At 67.1% G+C, this 17140-nt stretch carries 17 protein-coding genes; 8 read left to right on the top strand and 9 right to left on the bottom strand.

Going from position 1 to position 17140, the window contains the following annotated elements; all coding sequences use genetic code 11:
- Positions 1-124 precede the first annotated feature (124 nt).
- The 3 genes from EAO78_RS17865 to EAO78_RS06030 all read right to left on the bottom strand — a co-directional run bounded on the left by EAO78_RS17865 (position 125) and on the right by EAO78_RS06030 (position 4967).
- Entirely contained in the window at positions 125-1744 is a 1620-nt protein-coding gene (locus EAO78_RS17865; protein WP_162498052.1) for a vWA domain-containing protein, read from the bottom strand.
- Between the two features lie 133 nt (positions 1745-1877).
- Positions 1878-3494, bottom strand: coding sequence for a SipW-dependent-type signal peptide-containing protein (locus EAO78_RS18410; protein WP_238987637.1), 1617 nt, complete (start codon positions 3492-3494; stop codon positions 1878-1880).
- A gap of 108 nt (positions 3495-3602) precedes the next feature.
- On the bottom strand, positions 3603-4967 hold the full coding sequence (locus tag EAO78_RS06030; protein ID WP_122104949.1) for a choice-of-anchor W domain-containing protein: 1365 nt from the start codon (positions 4965-4967) through the stop codon (positions 3603-3605).
- A gap of 365 nt (positions 4968-5332) precedes the next feature.
- Here EAO78_RS06030 and EAO78_RS06025 point away from each other — a divergent pair, with 365 nt between their 5' ends.
- Positions 5333-5872 (top strand): DUF7344 domain-containing protein, encoded by a 540-nt coding sequence (locus EAO78_RS06025; RefSeq protein ID WP_238987636.1) that lies wholly within the window; start codon positions 5333-5335, stop codon positions 5870-5872.
- Between the two features lie 21 nt (positions 5873-5893).
- Here EAO78_RS06025 and EAO78_RS06020 read toward each other — a convergent pair whose 3' ends face one another.
- Entirely contained in the window at positions 5894-6676 is a 783-nt protein-coding gene (locus EAO78_RS06020) for a creatininase family protein (protein ID WP_122104948.1), read from the bottom strand.
- A gap of 204 nt (positions 6677-6880) precedes the next feature.
- Here EAO78_RS06020 and EAO78_RS06015 point away from each other — a divergent pair, with 204 nt between their 5' ends.
- The 3 genes from EAO78_RS06015 to EAO78_RS06005 all read left to right on the top strand — a co-directional run bounded on the left by EAO78_RS06015 (position 6881) and on the right by EAO78_RS06005 (position 9057).
- On the top strand, positions 6881-7276 hold the full coding sequence (locus EAO78_RS06015; RefSeq protein WP_122104947.1) for a nascent polypeptide-associated complex protein: 396 nt from the start codon (positions 6881-6883) through the stop codon (positions 7274-7276).
- Positions 7273-8088, top strand: a complete 816-nt coding sequence (locus tag EAO78_RS06010; RefSeq protein WP_122104946.1) for a methyltransferase domain-containing protein — start codon at positions 7273-7275, stop codon at positions 8086-8088. The genes EAO78_RS06015 and EAO78_RS06010 overlap by 4 nt, the downstream gene beginning before the upstream one ends.
- Before the next feature lie 93 nt (positions 8089-8181).
- Complete coding sequence (locus tag EAO78_RS06005) at positions 8182-9057, top strand: transcriptional regulator TbsP domain-containing protein (protein WP_122104945.1); 876 nt, start codon at positions 8182-8184, stop codon at positions 9055-9057.
- A gap of 35 nt (positions 9058-9092) precedes the next feature.
- Here EAO78_RS06005 and EAO78_RS06000 read toward each other — a convergent pair whose 3' ends face one another.
- On the bottom strand, positions 9093-10538 hold the full coding sequence (locus EAO78_RS06000) for an amidohydrolase family protein (protein WP_122104944.1): 1446 nt from the start codon (positions 10536-10538) through the stop codon (positions 9093-9095).
- A gap of 149 nt (positions 10539-10687) precedes the next feature.
- Here EAO78_RS06000 and EAO78_RS05995 point away from each other — a divergent pair, with 149 nt between their 5' ends.
- Positions 10688-11809 (top strand): pyridoxal phosphate-dependent aminotransferase, encoded by a 1122-nt coding sequence (locus EAO78_RS05995; RefSeq protein ID WP_122104943.1) that lies wholly within the window; start codon positions 10688-10690, stop codon positions 11807-11809.
- Between the two features lie 99 nt (positions 11810-11908).
- Positions 11909-13111 carry a methionine adenosyltransferase gene (locus tag EAO78_RS05990; RefSeq protein WP_122104942.1) on the top strand — a complete coding sequence of 401 codons (1203 nt, stop codon included), beginning with the start codon at positions 11909-11911 and terminating at the stop codon, positions 13109-13111.
- A 55-nt stretch (positions 13112-13166) separates the two neighbouring features.
- Here EAO78_RS05990 and EAO78_RS05985 read toward each other — a convergent pair whose 3' ends face one another.
- On the bottom strand, positions 13167-14243 hold the full coding sequence (locus EAO78_RS05985) for a sensor histidine kinase (RefSeq protein WP_122104941.1): 1077 nt from the start codon (positions 14241-14243) through the stop codon (positions 13167-13169).
- An 83-nt stretch (positions 14244-14326) separates the two neighbouring features.
- Here EAO78_RS05985 and EAO78_RS05980 point away from each other — a divergent pair, with 83 nt between their 5' ends.
- Positions 14327-14779 carry a DUF5804 family protein gene (locus tag EAO78_RS05980; protein WP_122104940.1) on the top strand — a complete coding sequence of 151 codons (453 nt, stop codon included), beginning with the start codon at positions 14327-14329 and terminating at the stop codon, positions 14777-14779.
- Positions 14776-14976 (top strand): hypothetical protein, encoded by a 201-nt coding sequence (locus EAO78_RS05975; RefSeq protein WP_122104939.1) that lies wholly within the window; start codon positions 14776-14778, stop codon positions 14974-14976. The genes EAO78_RS05980 and EAO78_RS05975 overlap by 4 nt, the downstream gene beginning before the upstream one ends.
- A gap of 34 nt (positions 14977-15010) precedes the next feature.
- On the opposite strand, the gene EAO78_RS05970 is transcribed toward EAO78_RS05975, so the two are convergent.
- The 3 genes from EAO78_RS05970 to EAO78_RS05965 form a co-directional block, all read right to left on the bottom strand.
- Positions 15011-15766 (bottom strand): pirin family protein, encoded by a 756-nt coding sequence (locus EAO78_RS05970; protein ID WP_122104938.1) that lies wholly within the window; start codon positions 15764-15766, stop codon positions 15011-15013.
- Positions 15767-15859: 93 nt separating this feature from the next.
- The gene (locus tag EAO78_RS18595; RefSeq protein WP_275263146.1) at positions 15860-15991 is read right to left on the bottom strand and encodes a hypothetical protein; all 132 of its coding nucleotides are present in this window, start codon (positions 15989-15991) and stop codon (positions 15860-15862) included.
- Positions 15992-16075: 84 nt separating this feature from the next.
- Positions 16076-17044 carry a hypothetical protein gene (locus tag EAO78_RS05965; protein WP_122104937.1) on the bottom strand — a complete coding sequence of 323 codons (969 nt, stop codon included), beginning with the start codon at positions 17042-17044 and terminating at the stop codon, positions 16076-16078.
- Between the last annotated feature and the right edge of the window lie 96 nt (positions 17045-17140).

Below are 17140 nucleotides of genomic sequence, written 5' to 3'. Positions count from 1 at the left end.
CGGCCGCGTTGCGTCCGCGTCGGGAGTCCCACCGGCGGAGTCGAACCGCCGTCTCGACCGCCCTAAAATGAGAGGGGCTTCGAGTGGGAGAGAAACTCGAGTCCAGAGAACTCGTGGTGCGTGATCAGACGGGAACGTCTCCAGTCGTATTCCCTCCGTTGGTCATGTTGCCGTCGCTCGTCTCGTTGGTGTCTTCGGGGGCGTACGGGTTCGTTTCGCCGTCATTGTGGCGGCACTGTTCCGCGGCGAAGCCGATCGCGAACTCCACGGAGTCGGTCTGGACCTCGTTGCCGACGTCAGTTGGGAGCTCCCACTCGAAGCCGAAACAACGAGTCACGGAGTTAGTGAAACAGACGCGCTCCTCCGACTGGACGTTCGCGTCCAGTTCGATGCCTGCTTCGAGTGCGGTCATTACCTCACGTAGCGTACCTTCGGCGATGATCTCCTCGCCGGTGAGGATGACCGAGGAGATCTGCGAGTAGATATCGTCGAGATCCGAGCCAGTCGGTGAGTCGTAGTAGAGCGTGGTACCGTTACTCGAACTCGCCATATCGATGAGCGTTGTCTGAGCGGTGCTTCCATTGAGCACTCCCAGTCCGATCGTGAACACGATAATGCCGTCGTTTTTCGCATCCGTTGCGGCGTCCTTCGCGTTCTGAACATCGTCAGAACCGGATCGATCCGACTCGTTCGGCTCGCCGTCGCCAAGGAGAATGATGACTTGGTCGACGCCACTTCGGCCATTATCGTTGAGTTCGTCAGCCGCCAGATCGACGCCGGCGTCCATCATGGTGCGGCCGGCGGACGTGATCCCAGAATTCCCCGGCTGAAGGAACGACTCCACTGTCGAGTGGGTGCTCGTGAGGCCCTGCCGAAGCTGTCCGGTCGATTCGAATGTCACGAGACCGACACGGTCGTTCGGACCGAGGTTTTCGACGAATTCCAACGCTGCCTCCTTCGCCTGCTCCATCTTGCTTCCGGAACCACTATTCATGGAGCCGGAGTTATCGATCGAGAGCATCACATCGACGCCTTCGGTCTCCTCGTCGCGCTCACCTTGGTGGATGTTATCACAGTTGTCGTCGTACCAGATCTTCGCCCGGATCGAGTCCGCGAGCTGGCCGTCACCGTCAGGGTCGTCTGTTGGATCCCCCATCTCCTCGAGTGCTTCGAGTTCAGGTTCGGTGTAGCCGTTCTGGTTCTCACTGGAGAGCATCCCACCCATCCACATGTATCCGGGATTGTCGTACAGGTGCGTACTGAACGTGACCTCGCCGTAGTCGCCCGGTTTCACGTCACCGATCCGGATGAGTGCTTCATCGAGATCACCCGCATCGATCAGCTCGTCGCGCTGGAATCCCTCCCCTTCACCGGTTTCGGGGTCGAAAATGCCGTTTGCACCGATGACCCAGTCTTCTGCTCCCGGGTAGTTCTCGGGACTAGGGACCTGATCGAGGAGGTAGACGCCGGTGTCATCGTCGGTCGGTTCCATGTCCTCGTCGACGAACGTGGCGTTCGGGTAGTTCTGTTGAAGTTCCGCGAGGCGGCCGGAACCTCCTCGGTACGTCATGCGGTAGTCCATCTTGAGGTCGAGTTCGCCCGCGGTGAGCGTGTTGCCCTCGAAGCTCTCCTCGTCGCTGAAGTACGCCGTCGTCCCGAGACCGGCTCCGGCGGAGGCAACTCCGACAGCGCCGAGACCGGCAAGCATCTTTCGCCGCGACAGTCCGATTTTCTTGTCGTCCATTGTGTATCATCCCCCATAGGGGAACCCCCACCGGCGGAGTCGAACCGCCGCCGGGCGATCGGTCGTTCCGACCGCCCGTGTGCCGACGTGAGGTATCGGCGTTCCGCTACGCCGACGTCTGGTTCATGTCGTTTCAGTTGTCCGGGCCGCTTCCGTCGTTGTGGCGGCACTGTTCGGTGTAGAATCCGAGGTCGAATCCGACGGAATCCCCCTGGATGACGTTGCCGACTTCTATCGGAACCTCCCACTCGAAGCCGACGCAGAAGCCCTCCTGGGCGGGGAAACACTCGACATCGCCGCCGTCATCCGGATCGGCGTCCAACTGGAGCATACCCGCGAAGTCGTCGGACTCCCCGTCGGCACCCTCCACGACGCCGAGCTCGTCCATCAGATCTGCGAGCGTCCCCTCGAAGATCGGCGTCTCAATGTCCTCGTCGTACACGTTGTCACAGTCGTCATCGTACCAGAGCGTCACGTCGATGTACTCGGCGAGCTCTCCGTCGTCCGACTCGCTGTCTCCCATCGCCGCCTCTTCCGGCTCGGTCAGCCTCCCGCCGTCCTGCGAGAAGTTGCCGGCCGTGAACCAGACGTAGCCGGGGTTATCACACAGGTGGAGCGAGAAGGTTATCTCGCCCGTGTCCCCCGGTTTGACGTCGTCGAGCTCGACCAAGTGTTCCTGATCGGGGTAGTTCTGACTCCGGAAGACGGCCGGAGTATCCAACTCCGCACCGCTGTCGATGCCGCAGGAGCTGTGGATGGTGATCTGGCCGACGCTCTCGCCGGACGCGTCGATCCCGTCCTCCAGCGTGATCGCGTTACTGGCATCTCCGTCGAGCACCGTCAGGCGGGTCAGCGGGGCCCAGTTGTTATCATCGAACCAGCCGGGATAGCTTCCCGCGTTATTCTCATGTAGCTCGGCCATCTGGTTCAGCTCCGGTGTGAGACGAAGTGCGAAGTCGCCCTGTGTCCCGTTGTTGTTCACCGGACCGATGACGCCGCCGTCCGTGTTCTCACCGTTCCAGATCCAGTTGCCGACGGCGACCTGATCGGAGGAGTCCGGGTCATCGTAGTAATCGTCGCTACTCGGATCGTCGTCCTGAACGACCCAGTCGCTGGACACCCAGCGAGCCTCGGGTGATCCCTCGATCCGGTAGGTCGCGGTACCTCCGGTCTCCGTATCGATCCGGTCGTTGACGATGAAGAGGTAGACGTCCCCGTCGTCCTCGTCCTTCCACAGGAAGACGGTGCTTCGGGATTCGTCTTGGAAGTCCGTCTCCTCCGACCGGACGCCGATCTGTTGGTAGGCGTCCTCAGGGTCGCCTCCGCTGAGTGCCTCGATACAGTACGACTCACCGCCGTACGTGACGTAGTACTCGTCGTCCTCGCAGTCACAACACGCGGGGACCTCTGCCGCGTTGAACACCGGTTCCGTCTCGCCCGCACCGGAGTATCGGATCCCGTTGAGGTCCTGGAGTCCGTCGCCGTAGCTCTCGCCGTCGACCGCGGTGTCCGGGTAGGCGTTCACGGGATGTTCGCCGACTCCGCCGTCCGTGCCCGGGATCGGTCCGTTGTAGGTCTGTTGCCAGTCGACCTTGAGGTCCAACTCTCCCGCGGTCAGCGTGTTGTTCGCGAACGATTCCTGGTCGCTGAAGTACGCCGTCGTGCCGAGGCCTGCTCCCGCGGAAGCCACGCCGACCGCGCCGAGCCCGGCCAGAATCTGCCGCCGTGAGAGTCCGATATTGTCATCCATTGTGTATCATCCCTCTGGGGGAAATCCCACCGACGGAGTCGAACCGTCGTTTCGGCCAGCCACGTGGGTCCGGTGGGATGAGCGACAGCGTCGCTCGTGGTTGTCAGGTTATACGTCGATCCGGAAGCCGAGTCCCTCGCGATTTGGCGGCGATCCGGTGGGCCACGACATTTCGACCATTCCAGAGATCACGTCGCCCTCGCCGAACGAGACGCCGTTCAGCGTGATGTTCTGTTGTCCAGGGGAGTTTCCGTCGGCAGACACGGCATCGGGGCCGGATGGCGAGGTCCCATTGAACGCGACGTCGGAGACTTCAATGCTCGAATCCGCGGCTGACGCCTTCGCCATGACCACGACCGCGTTCGCGGTCGGTAGCGGCGCAGGCGCGACGGACACTTGCGTCCCGTCAATGATCCACTTCGCGTTGTCGTTCTCGATGGAGAGTTCGAACGGGACGGCTTCGCCGTTGGGCCAGGAGACGTTGGTGTCGGGCGTGAGCACCGTGTCGTTAGGCAGTCGAATGTCCATTTCGCGGTTGGCCGCACCGCCGCCGTCACCGTAGATACCACGAACGTGCCACACCGTGTCCTCGAGTTCGGGGAAGCCTTCGCCCGCGACGCTCTCGACGCACGGGTTGTTCGTCCCGTCGTTGTGGCGGGCCTGTTCGGCGTAGAACTCGAAGTCGAAGGTGACCGAGTCGGTCTGGATCTCGTTACCCACCTCCTCGCCGGGAACCTCCCACGTGAAGCAGACGCACTGGTCGGCGATCTGCGGTACATCGTCGTCGAACGGAGCGTCGACGCCGTCGAAGTGCGGACGGTTGGCGATCGGGGCGTCGGCGTCGCCGTCACCGGACAGAGGGACGCCGTTGGAAAGCGCGTCCATGACCTCGGCCAGCGAACCGGAGACGATCGTGTCGCCTGTCTCGCCGTCGGGCGCACAGTAGGAGACCGTCACCTGCATCGCGTCGGCGAGCTCGCCGTTGCCGTCGATTTCGGTATCCGTCTCGGAGTCGGTCTCTCCGTCGGCGTCGGCCTCCGGCTCCGTGACGGTGTTCTCGTCGTTCGCGGTCAACTCGCCACACATCCACAGATACGCAGGATTGTCGACGATGGAGAAACAGAACTCGCCCTCGCCCGAATCGCCGGGCTTCAGGTCCTCGACTTCGATCTGGAGTTCCTCGCCCTCGGTCAGCTCGATCCCGTCCTCATCGACGGTCTGGCCGATCACGCCGCCTTGGATGTACGTCCCAGCCGGGGTCTGATACCCCCCGAAGCTTCCCTGATCTTCCGAGTAGTCCACGTGGACGAAGAGGTCGAGCGAACCCGCCGTGAGCGTGTTGTCCGTGAAGCTCTCCTCGTCGCTGAAGTACGCCGTCGTTCCGAGTCCCGCACCCGCGGAGGCCACGCCGATCATGCCGAGGCCGCCGAGCATCTGCCGCCGCGAGAGTCCGAAGTCGTTGTTGTCGTCCATTGGTTATCCCTGGCGTCTTCGGCCAGTACCCCTCCCTTAGCGGAAGGGGGGATAGTTACGACTCGACACGTCGGATCCGAACGCCACCATCGCCCTCACGAACCCCACCATCGACGGTCATAACGGGTCGTTCGACCGAATTCGGACGATCTGGCGGGTTCGACAGGTACGTCCAGAAGGGTCGGATGGAGGGCCATACCGTCCGCATCGGTGTGCCTACCGCTTCCATTGAGAGACCCTACCGGATCACGTGGGACCGCCTACCGTGGGTCGGGCTCGAACCGGAGCAAATATTGCGAACACGTGTCACACCAGTACGCGACGCATACATATCCCCTCGGTCGTCGTTCAGATGTCCAGACGAGGTGTTTCCCATTCCCCTACAGATCCGATCCGACTCCCTTCCCGAGACCGTCATCCACGACGTGCTCTCGAACAGCCGCCGGAAGAACGCCCTCCGCGAGCTGCGGACGCGCGGCGGGGAGATCTCGGTTCGGGAGCTCTCGGAGGCCATCGCGGCCGACGAGACCGGGCAGTACCCCGCGCCGCGTTGCGTACGCGAGAGCGTGTACGCCTCCCTCCACCAGACGCACCTGCCGCGGCTTCACGACCTCGGCGTCGTCGAGTACGACCGCACGCGCAAGGAGGTGCGCGCGTGTCGGGGGGTGCGCGACGTGGAACGCTACATGACCGTCGTCGCCGGCTACGGCTTCACCTGGACGGAGCTGTACCAGCTGCTCGGCGTCGTGACGCTGTGTCTCGTGCTTGCGGCCCAACTCGGCGCCCCGGTCGTCGGCGCGATCGACCCCCTCCTGTGGACGAGCGGCGCGCTCGCGGCGTTCGCGGTCGTGACGATCGCCCAGCTCTGGACCGCCTACCGGCTCTCGATGCCGCTCTCTCGGTGAGCGCTCGACTACCGCCCGTCTCTACTCCGCCGATCGCACCCGAGGATCCGGCATCAGCGACTCGAACTCGCGGGCGTCGAGCCACTCCAACAGCTGGACGAGCTGGTCCGCGGCAGCCTCGAACAGTCGTTCGGCCTTCTCGGGCGTGACGTCCGTCGGATCGCCGAACGCGCCGTTCGCCGAGTTGTCGACCGCGTCGTAGAAGGTGCGCGCGCCGTGGACCATCGTCTCGGAGTCGTCGATGTCGACGAGCCCGCCGTCGCGGGCGGCCTCGAACTCCTCCGGGTGGACGAGGTCGGGCGCGAGGTGGGTGATCATGGCGGTCTCCTTCGGTCCCGCGTGAGGGCCGTTCCGTGCGAACAGCTCGTCGACGAGTTCCGGGATGGACTCGTCCCACATCCACTCGATCGCGTACATCGTCCCGTCCTGGTGGAGCCGCCGGCCGACCTCCCGGAGGTGGTCGACGTTGCCGCCGTGGGCGTTGACGTAGACGACGCGGTCGATCCCGTGGTACGCGAGGTTTCGCGTGAAGCTCTCGACGTAGTCGCGGAACTCCGGCGGGTCGACCCAGAGCGTGCCCGGGAACTGCCGATGGTGCGGGCTGACGCCGATGTCGACGGTGGGCGTCCGTGCGAACCCGGTCTCCTCGGCGGCCGCGGTCGCGAGGCCCTCCGCGATCAGGTGGTCGGTCGCCAGCGGGAGGTGCGGTCCGTGTTGTTCGGTCGATCCGAGCGGCACGATCGCGGTGGACGCCTCCTCGAGTCGATCGCCGAGTTCCGGCCAGGTGTGGTCCGCGAGATACATACCGATCCCTGAATCTCGGCCCGTATCAAACCCCGTGAGGAGGCAGTCCGGCGGGGGAAATCGGGAAGAAGCCGGCGGGGGAGTCGGCGGAGGACGCTACCGAGGGAACTCGACGGAGGGTTTCGCCAGGGTAAGCCGGAGAGACGGAACCGGCATCGGGGCCCTTCGTCACCCTTTTTGTCCCATGCGGCCGAACTCCGGGACATGTTCGGAGGAGGCGGCATGAACCCGCGGAAGATGAAACAGATGATGAAACAGATGGGGATCGACGTCGAGGAGCTCGACGCCGAGCGGGTCGTCGTCGAGACGGCCGACGGCGACCTCGTCTTCGAGAACCCCCAGGTCACCCGCATGGACGCGCAGGGCCAACAGACCTACCAGATCGTCGGCGATCCCGACGAAGTGGCCGACGCGGGCGCGGGCGGCGCGAGCGCGGTCGAATCCGCCGACGCCGACGAGGAGGGAGGAGCCGCCGGCGGGATCCCCGATGACGACGTGGCGCTCGTCGCGGAGCGCGCGGGCGTCCCCGAGTCGACGGCCCGCGAGACGCTCGAAGCGCACGACGGCGACCTCGCGGCCGCGATCGCCGAGCTCGAGTGACCGACGCCGCGTACCTCCTGGTTCACGAGGACCGCGAGTACCTCCTGGAGCCCGGCGAGGAGTTCGGCACCGACCTCGGCGTACTGGAGGTCCCGGAGGACGTCGCCGCCGGCGACACCGTCGAGAGCCACCTCGGGACGCCGTTCGAGGTCCGCGAGCTTCGCGGCCCCGACCTGTTCGATCACCTCGAGCGCACCGGCGCGCCGATGATGCCGCGAGACGTCGGGCTCGTGCTGGGGCTGACCGGCGTCTCCGCGGGCGACCGCGTCCTCGACGCCGGCACGGGGACCGGGATCCTCGCGGCCCATCTGGGTCGGATCGGTGCGGACGTGACCACCTACGAGATCGATCCCGAGTTCGCGGAGGTGGCACGCGAGAACATGCGCGTCGCCGGCGTTGAGGACCGCGTCGAGGTCCGGACCGGCGACCTCGCCGAGGCAGTCGATGCCCTCGTCGTCGGGAGCGACGGGGACGACGGAAGCGACGAAGACGACGGAAGCGACGGTGGAAACGAGAACGACGTGACGGTCCTGGAGCCTCCCTTCGACGTGCTCACGCTCGACACCGGCGACGCGCCCGCGGTCGTCGCTCACGCACCGGACCTCCTCGTCTCCGGCGGGTTCGTCGCCGTCTACTCGCCGTTCGTCGAGGGGACCCGCGAGGCGGTGACGGTCGCCCGTGAGGCCGGACTCGCGGAGATCGAGACGCTGGAGACCATCCAGCGCGAGATGGACTTCTCCGACCGCGGCTCTCGACCCTCCACTCGCGGCGTCGGTCACACCGGCTACCTCGTGATCGCCAGAGCGCCCTGACCGTCGTCGGCCGTTGCCGACCTCGTCCTCTCGTTTCCCTTCGTCGCCGATCCTCGGGGGAACCTTCTTTCCGCCGCGACCGCCAGGAGAGGTATGTCGATCGTCGCCGACGCCGAGGCCGCCCTCGAGGGACGAGCGGACGTGGTCGCCGTCGGCGTCGACGTCGAGTTACTCTCCGCGGTGCTCTCGGCTCGCCACGAGGACGGGGAGGGCCGCTGGCGGGTGGCGTGTTCGCCGGGGGTCGTCGACGAGCTCGGTCGCGCGTTCGTGCTCGGAACCGCCGCGGCCGAGGCCTGCGCGCGGGGAGCGATCGCGTTTCGAACCGGAACTGGCGCGCGACCGGACCGGACGCTGTTCGCGAGCTCCGGACGAATCGACGCCGTCGCGGGGCCCGAGACCGACCGAGCGCTCCTGACCGAGGTCGATCCGGACCGCGCGGCCGCCGCCTCGGAGGCCGTCGAGGCACGTTTCGAGGCGAGCGAGCCGGCATCGATCGGAATGCCGCCACGGAGCCGCCTGCTTTCCGCCGCCCGTGAGGCGCTCGACGACCGGTTCGCCGACGACCTGGGCGTCGTCCTCTCGACGCTCGGCGCGGACCCGACGGCGCTCGCCCGATCCGAGGCACTCGACGACCGGACACTGCTCGTCGCGCTGGCGGCCCGTCACGACCATCTCTTCTCGGACGTGCGCGAGTGGGCGGACGACCTGGGGATCGCGCCGAAACAGACGTTCTCGGCGGCGCGGCGCGCGCTCGAGGAGCGTGGGCTGATCGAGTCGATCAAGGTTCCGATGGGGATCGGTAGGCCGAACTACCGCCTCCGCGCCGTCGACGAGACGCTCTACCGCGTCGACGCCGAGGCGTTCCTGCCGGCGCTACGCGAGGTGTTCGAGGCGGCTGACGCCGGGAGCGGACCCGGTGCCGGTGGAGCGCGGGTCGACGACCGGCCGGTGTGGGACAGGCGTCCCTGAGGCGGGAGCGTCCCGAACGCGACATCGGCCCTCCTTCAGAGCCGCCCCTCGTCGACGGCGTCGACGAGCGCGGACCCCGCGGCGCGCCAGTCCGCCTCGGCCTCGGAGAAGACTCGCTCGGCACGCTCGACCGCCTCCGCGACGACCGCGTCGACGTCGACGCCGACGATCCCGCCCGCGGAGACGAGCTGGACGCCGTCGACGAACACGTCCCTGACGGCGTCGCTGCCGCCGCCGTACACGAGGTTGGGGATCGCGGTGTGGAACGGCTGCGTGACGGTCGGAGCGATCCCCGGCCGATCCAGGTCGCAGACGACCACGTCCGCCCGCTTTCCGGGCGAGAGCGACCCCACCCGATCCTCGATCCCGAGCGCTCGGGCGCCGCCGACGGTCAGCAGTTCGAGGACGCCGCTGGCGTCGAGTGCGGTCGGATCGGTCCGGTCGGCCTTCGCGAGCATCGCCGTCGTGCGCGCCTCGCGGAGCGCGTCGTGGCCGCCGGGGCCGGGCGCCTGGTCGGTGCCGATCCCCACGCACCCCCCGTGTTCGAGGTACTCGACGACTGGCGGAACGATCCCGTCGATGGCGGTGATCGAGGAGGGACAGCCGACCATCCGGACGCCGGCGTCGGCGAGCCGCCCGCGCTCCTCGGGGGTCGCGCCGTGGAGGTGGGCCGCGAGCAGGTGGTCGCCGAGGAGGCCCTCGCGGTCGAGGACACCGACCGTCGTCTCACCCTCGCCGTACCGGGCGGCGATCTGTCTCCGCTCCCGGTCGCCCTGTGCGACGTGCATGTGGACGGTTCGGTCCTCCGTCCGGGCTCGTTCCGTGATCGTCTCGAGCAGGTCGAGGGAGACCATGTCGAGCGCCTGCGGACCGTACGCCGGCTCGACGAGCGGATCGTCGTCGAACTCGGAGACGAGGTCGTCCGCGCGCGCCATCCCGGCTTCGCCCCCGTCGCGGTCGAACGGATAGGGCTCGTCGGGGCCGACGTCCGAGCGGTCCTCGGGGACCTCGTTTATCGTCTCGGTGGCGACGACCCGGAGCCCCAGCGGGCGGTACACCTCCCTCACGAGTTCGCCGACGCCGGCGGCGTACTCGCCGATCGTCGTCGTGCCGGACGCGAGCGCCTCGATGGCGGTGAGCTCCGCGCCGACGACCCCGTCCTCGGACGTCGCGTGTGCGGATATCGGCCCCAGCGAGCGGGTCATCCACTCTATCTCGGGGACGTCCTGTGCGGCCCCCCGGAGCACGGTGTGGTGGCCGTGGACGTGGGCGTTCACGAGCCCCGGGAGCGTGAGGCAGCCGCCGCCGTCGACGCTCCGTTCCGCGTCCCCGGTATCGACACCGTCCGCGGGGCCGACGTAGGTGATCTCCCCGTCGGTCCAGCCGACCGCGCCGTCGTTGACGATCCCCAAGTCGCCTGTCGCGCCCGGTGCGTCCGGGTCCATCGTGACCAGGAGCGTGTCGGTGACGAGCGTGTCCATGGGAGCCGATCACGAGCGGAAGGCAAGGAACTGTCGGTGGTCGAGGACCGGTGGCGGCGGTCGAGAACCGGTGGTGGCGGCGGTCGACGAACCCGGCAGCCGCGGCCCACGTGACAAGAACTAACTCCGGGCGGGACCCTCGGTCCGCCATGCCGAAGTTCTCCGACAGGGTCGAGCGGGTCTCGATAAGCGGGATCCGCGAGGTGTTCGAGGCGGCCGGCGACGACGCGATCAACCTGGGGATCGGCCAGCCGGACTTCCCGACGCCCGAGCACGCCCGGCGGGCGGCGGTCGACGCCATCGAGGCGGGGAAGGCGGACGCCTACACCGGGAACAAGGGGATCGCCCCGCTCCGCGAGGCGATAGCCGAGAAACACCGCGCGGACCAGGGGATCGACCTCGACCCCGCGAACGTGATCGCCACCGCGGGCGGCAGCGAGGCGCTCCATATCGCCCTCGAAGCGCACGTGAGCGCCGGTGACGAGGTGATCATCCCGGATCCGGGGTTCGTCTCGTACGACGCGCTGACGAAGCTGGCGGGCGGGGAGCCGGTCCCGGTGTCCCTCCGGGAGGACCTCACGCTCGACCCCGCCGCGGTCGAGGCTGCGATCACCGACGACACCGCCGCGTTCGTCGTCAACTCGCCCGGCAACCCGACCGGGGCCGTCTCCTCCGAGGCCGACGTTCGGGAGTTCGCGCGGATCGCCGACGAGCACGACGTGCTCTGTCTCTCCGACGAGGTGTACGAGTACACCGTCTTCGACGGGGAGCACTACTCGCCGATGGAGTTCGCCGAGACCGACAGCGTCGTCGTCGTCAACTCCGCCTCGAAGCTGTTCTCGATGACCGGCTGGCGGCTGGGATGGGTGTACGGCTCCGAGGAGCGGATCGACCGGATGGTTCGGGTCCACCAGTACGCGCAGGCGTGCGCCTCGGCACCCGCCCAGTACGCGGCGGAGGCCGCGCTACGCGGCGACCGCGACGTGGTCGAGGAGATGACGGACTCCTTCGAGCGTCGCCGGGATGTCCTGCTCGAGGGGTTCGCCGACGCCGGCATCGAGTGTCCGGTTCCGCAGGGGGCGTTCTACGCGATGCCGCGGGTCCCGGAGGGGTTCGTCGAGGAGTGTCTCGACCGCGACGTGATCGTCGTCCCCGGCGAGGCGTTCGGGGAGGGCGGGCGGGGGCATGCGCGGATCTCCTACGCGACCGACGAGGAGGACCTCCGCGAGGCGATCTCGGTGATGGCGGACGCGTACGAGGCCGTCCGATAGCCGGGTTTCGAAGGGCGACGTTCGGATTACTATAGAACATTATTCGAGTTCGAGTGGTTTCCGCAAGTTATACTGCTGCCGGGAAACGACGGTGTGGGCATGAGCCGGAACATCCAAGTCAGCCGCCTCGACCGACGGGCGGTCGAGGACCAGGAGGTCGAGATCGTCGAGCGGAAGGGTATCGGACACCCGGACTCGATCTGTGACGGTCTCGCGGAGTCGGTCTCGCGAGCGCTCTCGCAGCTCTACCTCGACCGCGTCGGGAAGGTCCTCCACTACAACACCGACGAGACGCAGCTCGTCGCGGGACGAGCCGCCCCCGCCTTCGGCGGCGGCGAGGTCGTCGAGCCGATCTACGTCCTGATCGTCGGCCGCGCCACGAAGGAGTACGAGGGCCGACAGCTCCCGGTCGACTCCACCGCGCTCGCGGCCGCCCGCGAGTACCTCGGCGAGGCGCTTCCCGAGCTCGAGTACGGCACGGACATCGTCGTCGACGTCAGGCTCGGCGAGGGCTCCGGCGACCTCCAGGACGTCTTCGGCGAGGAGACCCAGGAGGTCCCGATGGCCAACGACACCTCCTTCGGCGTCGGCCACGCGCCGTTGACCGAGACGGAGACGATCGTCCGCGAGACCGAACGCGAGCTCAACACGACCTACTACGCCGACCACCCCGAACTCGGCCCCGACGTGAAGGTGATGGGCAAACGCGAGGGCGATCGCATCGACATCACGGTCGCGGCCGCGATGGTGGACGCCTACATCGCCGACCTCGAGGAGTACGACGACGCCGTGGGGAACGTCCGCGAGTTCGTGACCGACCTCGCCGAGAGTCACACCGACCGCGACATCAACGTCGACGTCAACACGGCCGACGACTACGAGGAGGGGTCGATCTACCTCACCGTCACCGGTACCTCCGCCGAGCAGGGCGACGACGGCTCGGTCGGGCGAGGAAACCGCGCGAACGGGCTCATCACACCCAACCGCCCGATGTCGATGGAGGCAACCTCCGGAAAGAACCCCGTCAACCACATCGGGAAGATCTACAACCTGCTGTCGACGCACGTCGCCGAGACGGTGACCGACGAAGTCGACGGGATCCGCGACCTCCAGGTCCGGCTTCTCTCGCAGATCGGTCGGCCGATCGACGAGCCCCACGTCGCCGACGCGCAGATCGTCACCGAGGACGACGTCGAGCTGTCGGCGATCGAAGACGAGGTCGTCGCCATCGTCGACGACGAACTCGCCGACGTGACGGGCGTAACTCGCCGGGTCATCGACGGCGACGTCTCGACGTTCTGAGTTCCGGTTCGATCCTCGCTCCCTCGCGATCTCCCGTGACCCGATCCTCGCTCCGTCACATCCCTGACGCGTGCTCCCTGACCGCCGGAAACGTCATCCTGACGATCGTTCCGGTGGGCTCGTTTTCGACCAGTTCAAGGGTTCCGTCGGACGTCTCGAGCGTCCAGTAGAGTATCCAGAGGCCGAGTCCCTGCGTGTGAACGAGCGGCGTCTCGACCGGACTCTCGATCGCGTCGACGTCGTATCGCGGGATCCCCTCTCCCGTGTCGGCGATCTCCAGGACCGCCGAGCCGTTCGGGTCCGTCCGGACGGTGACCGTGACCGACGTGTCGGGGGGCGTGTGCTCTATCGCGTTCGTCAGCGCCTCCTCGACCGCCGCCGGAAGGCCGGGGTGTGACCGGACGCGGGGATCGGCCTCGAACCGCGTCGAGATCTCGACGCCCGGATGCCTCCGTCGAACCCGTGCGATCCGTTCGTCGACCATCGCCGTGAGCCGATGGTCGGCGGTCCGGTCCGCGTTCCATATCGTCACGATCTCCCGCGTTCGATCGGTCGTCTCGAGCAGCCTCTCGAGGTGTTTCCGGATGACTCGAACGTCCTCCCTCGTGTCCGCTCCGGGTTCAGCGGCCTTGACGTTGTCCAGGTGTCCGAGCGCGATCGAGAGCTCGTTTCGGAGGTTGTGTCGGAGGACGCGCTGGTTGATCGTCAACAGTTTGTTCAGGTCCTCGGCCTCCTCGAGCCGCTCGTCGGCCTCGACCGCGTGGATCCCGCCCCGGACGCCGACCATCGCACCGAGGGCGGTCGCGAACGAGAGGAGAAAGGAGAACTCGGTCGGGTCGCCCTCCACCGCCCAGATGGTCCAGACGGCGAGCGCCAACAGCGCGAACGCTCCCGCCACCCCGAACCCCAGCCGCACCGCCCGCCACTTCCCGGCACCGGATATCGGGCGGTCCGGGAACTCGTACCCGGTGACGAGAACGACGGCGGAGATCGAGTTGATCACGAACCCCTCGAGGACCGACCCGAACCCCTCGCCCTCCGTGAGCGCGTGAACGGTCCCGAGTCCGAAGCAGAACAGCCCCAGCCCGTAGACGGCGTGTTGCGGTCGGATCCGCGCTAACGGGGACGACACGGCTCCAGAATTCGAGGAGAGCTATAAATCGCTTGTGCCGGGCGACCGCAACCGATTTGGGACGCCCCCGCGAGCCATCGAACGTGACGCGGGTGTGTCTCCTCGGGGAATCCGACGTGAGCCTGAGTTACGAGCTGTTGTCCCGCGAGACGGCGCGGGAGGCGCTCGCGACCTACGAGATCGTCGAGCCGTTCACGAACAGCGTCGCCGTCGACACCGTGAGTCTCGGTGCGGCGGTGTCGCTGCTCAACGACCTCGACTGGTACCTCGTCCGGTTCGTCGCCGAGGCGATCGTCCTCGAGCCGTCCGTCTCCCGAACCGAGTGGCTCTCGCGCGACCTCGCACGCGAGGTCCGTGACGGCGAGGTGCCGCCCGAGGAGACCGACCAGCGGCTGAAGGTGTTCGGGCTCGTCGACGGCGAGCCGGTCGAGCCGCTCTTCGTGCGACGGACGCAGGGAGAGGTCCCCGAGTACGACCTCCGCGACGTCGAGGAGACGCTCGTGGTCCGGGTGAGCGACACGGAGTTCTCCGGATGAGCCGACTCCTCAGCCTCGAACCGACCGAACCGCTACGCTACCTCCTCACGAACGTCGTCGTCTGGGTCGGCGTCGCCAGCGTCGTCGAGTTCGCCGTCGCCGGCGGGCGGTTGGCGGACGCGATCGTCACTGGGGCGTTCGGCGGAGTCGCCTTCGGCGTCGCGATGATCCTGTTCAACGGGCGCGCCGAGAGATAAATCCCGCAGCGACGAGCCCACACTCCTCCGGCGCTTACCGCCCGATCGTGCCCTGCCGGGTGACCGGCGCGTCAGGGTCGATGCGGAACGCGACCAGGGTCGCGTCGTCGTCGGCCGCCAGCGTGAGCTCGGCTCCGTCGCCGACGAGCAGTCCGCTCTCGGTCGCTTCGAGGGTCTCGCCGCCGCCGGAGACGGTCCCGTCGAACACGTAGAAGTACGTGTCCCAGCCGTCCTCTGCGGGGAGCTCGATGCGTTGACCCGCCTCGAGTCGGACGTCGTGGAGGTGGACCCGGTTTCGAACCGACAGCGGGGCGTCGGAGCCCTCGGGACCGAACAGGTGTCGCCACTCGCCCGCGACCGGCTCCGGGAGCGGTTCGTGCTGGATCCCCGAGGCGAGGTCGAGTTCTCGCGGCCGGACGAAGATCTGAAGCATGCGCAGGGGCGGGTCGTCCGCGAGGGTGCGCTCCTCGTGCCAGAACCCCTCGCCGGCGTTCATGACCATGAGGTGGTCGGCGTCGGTGACGAGCTCGTTTCCCCCGCGGTCGTCGTGACGCATCACGCCCGCGGGCACCCACGAGACGATCTCCTCGTTCCGGTGCTGGTGCATCGGGATCAGCGTGCCGGGGTCCATGAACGATTCGACGACGGTCGAGAGCGGACCGTACCCGTGGTCCTCGTGGTCGGGACGGAGCCGGCCGGGGAAGTTGAATCGGGTTCTGAACGCTCCCTGGTCCTGAAAAACGGTCGATCGCGGGGCGGTGTGAAGCGACGCCGCCGATCCGGTGCTCATGGGAATGTTACGGGCGCGAGACACAAATAGACCGCGTCCCGGCGATCGCCGGCACGGAGTCGGATGAGAACGTGGAGGGAGCGGTCCGACGTTTCAGACTCTGAAGGCCGTAAAGAGGAGGAGGAGGATCGAAACGATGCAGACGAACGCGATCCAGGCGACCATGATGATCCCCGCACGCCGCATAGTGAGTTCTTCCCCGCTGAGGATCTTCCCGATGCTCATATCCGAGGTCACGATCAGCCAGGATATAAAACGTCGGCATTCGGGCCACTCCCCGAGGAGCGGATCGCGCGGAGCCGACCGGGATCACTCCCGGGACAACACCAGCGGTTCGATGGCGAGCGTCCGCTTCGCGACCGTGAGAACCCGGAGGACGTACGAGACGAACAGCATGAAGGGGGAGAGCGTCACCGCGAACGCGGCTCCGACGACGAGAGTGACGTTCCCGATCCCGAGCGTCCGCCCCGGAAACGTCGCCGGTTCGACGACGGAGAGGGTGACGCCCGCGACGATCAGGGCGGGGACGGCCGCGTAGAGGATCTGCCGGGAGAGGTCGATGAGTGCCCACTGGAAGTACAACGTTTTGATATGTTCTCGCGCCGAACCGAAGAGCGACAGCGCGTCCTCCAGCTCCCGGAGGAGTTCGCGCTCCCGGTCGGAGAGCCGTCCTCCATGTGCGTCCCGGACCCGCTCGACCCGGGCGAGCAGTCGTCCGTAATCGAACCGGAGCACGGTGGAGACGACGTCGAACGACCCGAACCGCGCACCGGAGAGGTCCGCTCTCACGGACCCTGCGTTCCGGAGAACCGCCTCAGCGAGCTCCCCGACCGCGTCCCCGAGCGGATCGTTCCCGGATCCGACGATCGACTCGTCGAGCGTCTCGGCTCGATCGGCCGCGACCCCGACGAGGTCGTCGAGGAAGGTCGCGGGATCGGTCGACGGCGGGGAACCGCCGAGATCGGTCATGGACTTCCGGACGTCCATCGAGTTGCTCATTCGGTCTCGTTGGTCGCCAAGTGGACCGTTCTCCTGGGTGAGCACGAGCTGGCCGATGGTGACGACGAGCGTCGTGCCGGTCACGACGACCGTGATCATCGTCCCGAACAGCGTATCGATGGGGTCCCCCGTTCCGAGTCCTTCGACGAAGGGCGGCGAGAGCCGGGACACGATCGCCACGAACGAGACGAACACCACGACGGTCGCCGCGGCGGCGACGAGGACTCGGTTCCCGTACAACAGGATCCAGCGTTTCACGCCGACGCTTCCGTCCGTCACGGTGGTTCCCCCGACCGTAGTGGCCGCTTACACACGGGAGATTCGCTCCCGTCCCGCGGCGGCGGAAGCGTCTCGTACTCCCAGCTTGCGACGTCG

Origin of the sequence: Halobellus captivus, assembly GCF_003697845.1 — an archaeon.
Taxonomy (GTDB): domain Archaea; phylum Halobacteriota; class Halobacteria; order Halobacteriales; family Haloferacaceae; genus Halorubrum; species Halorubrum glutamatedens.
This window is presented reverse-complemented; position numbering and strand designations above follow the sequence as displayed.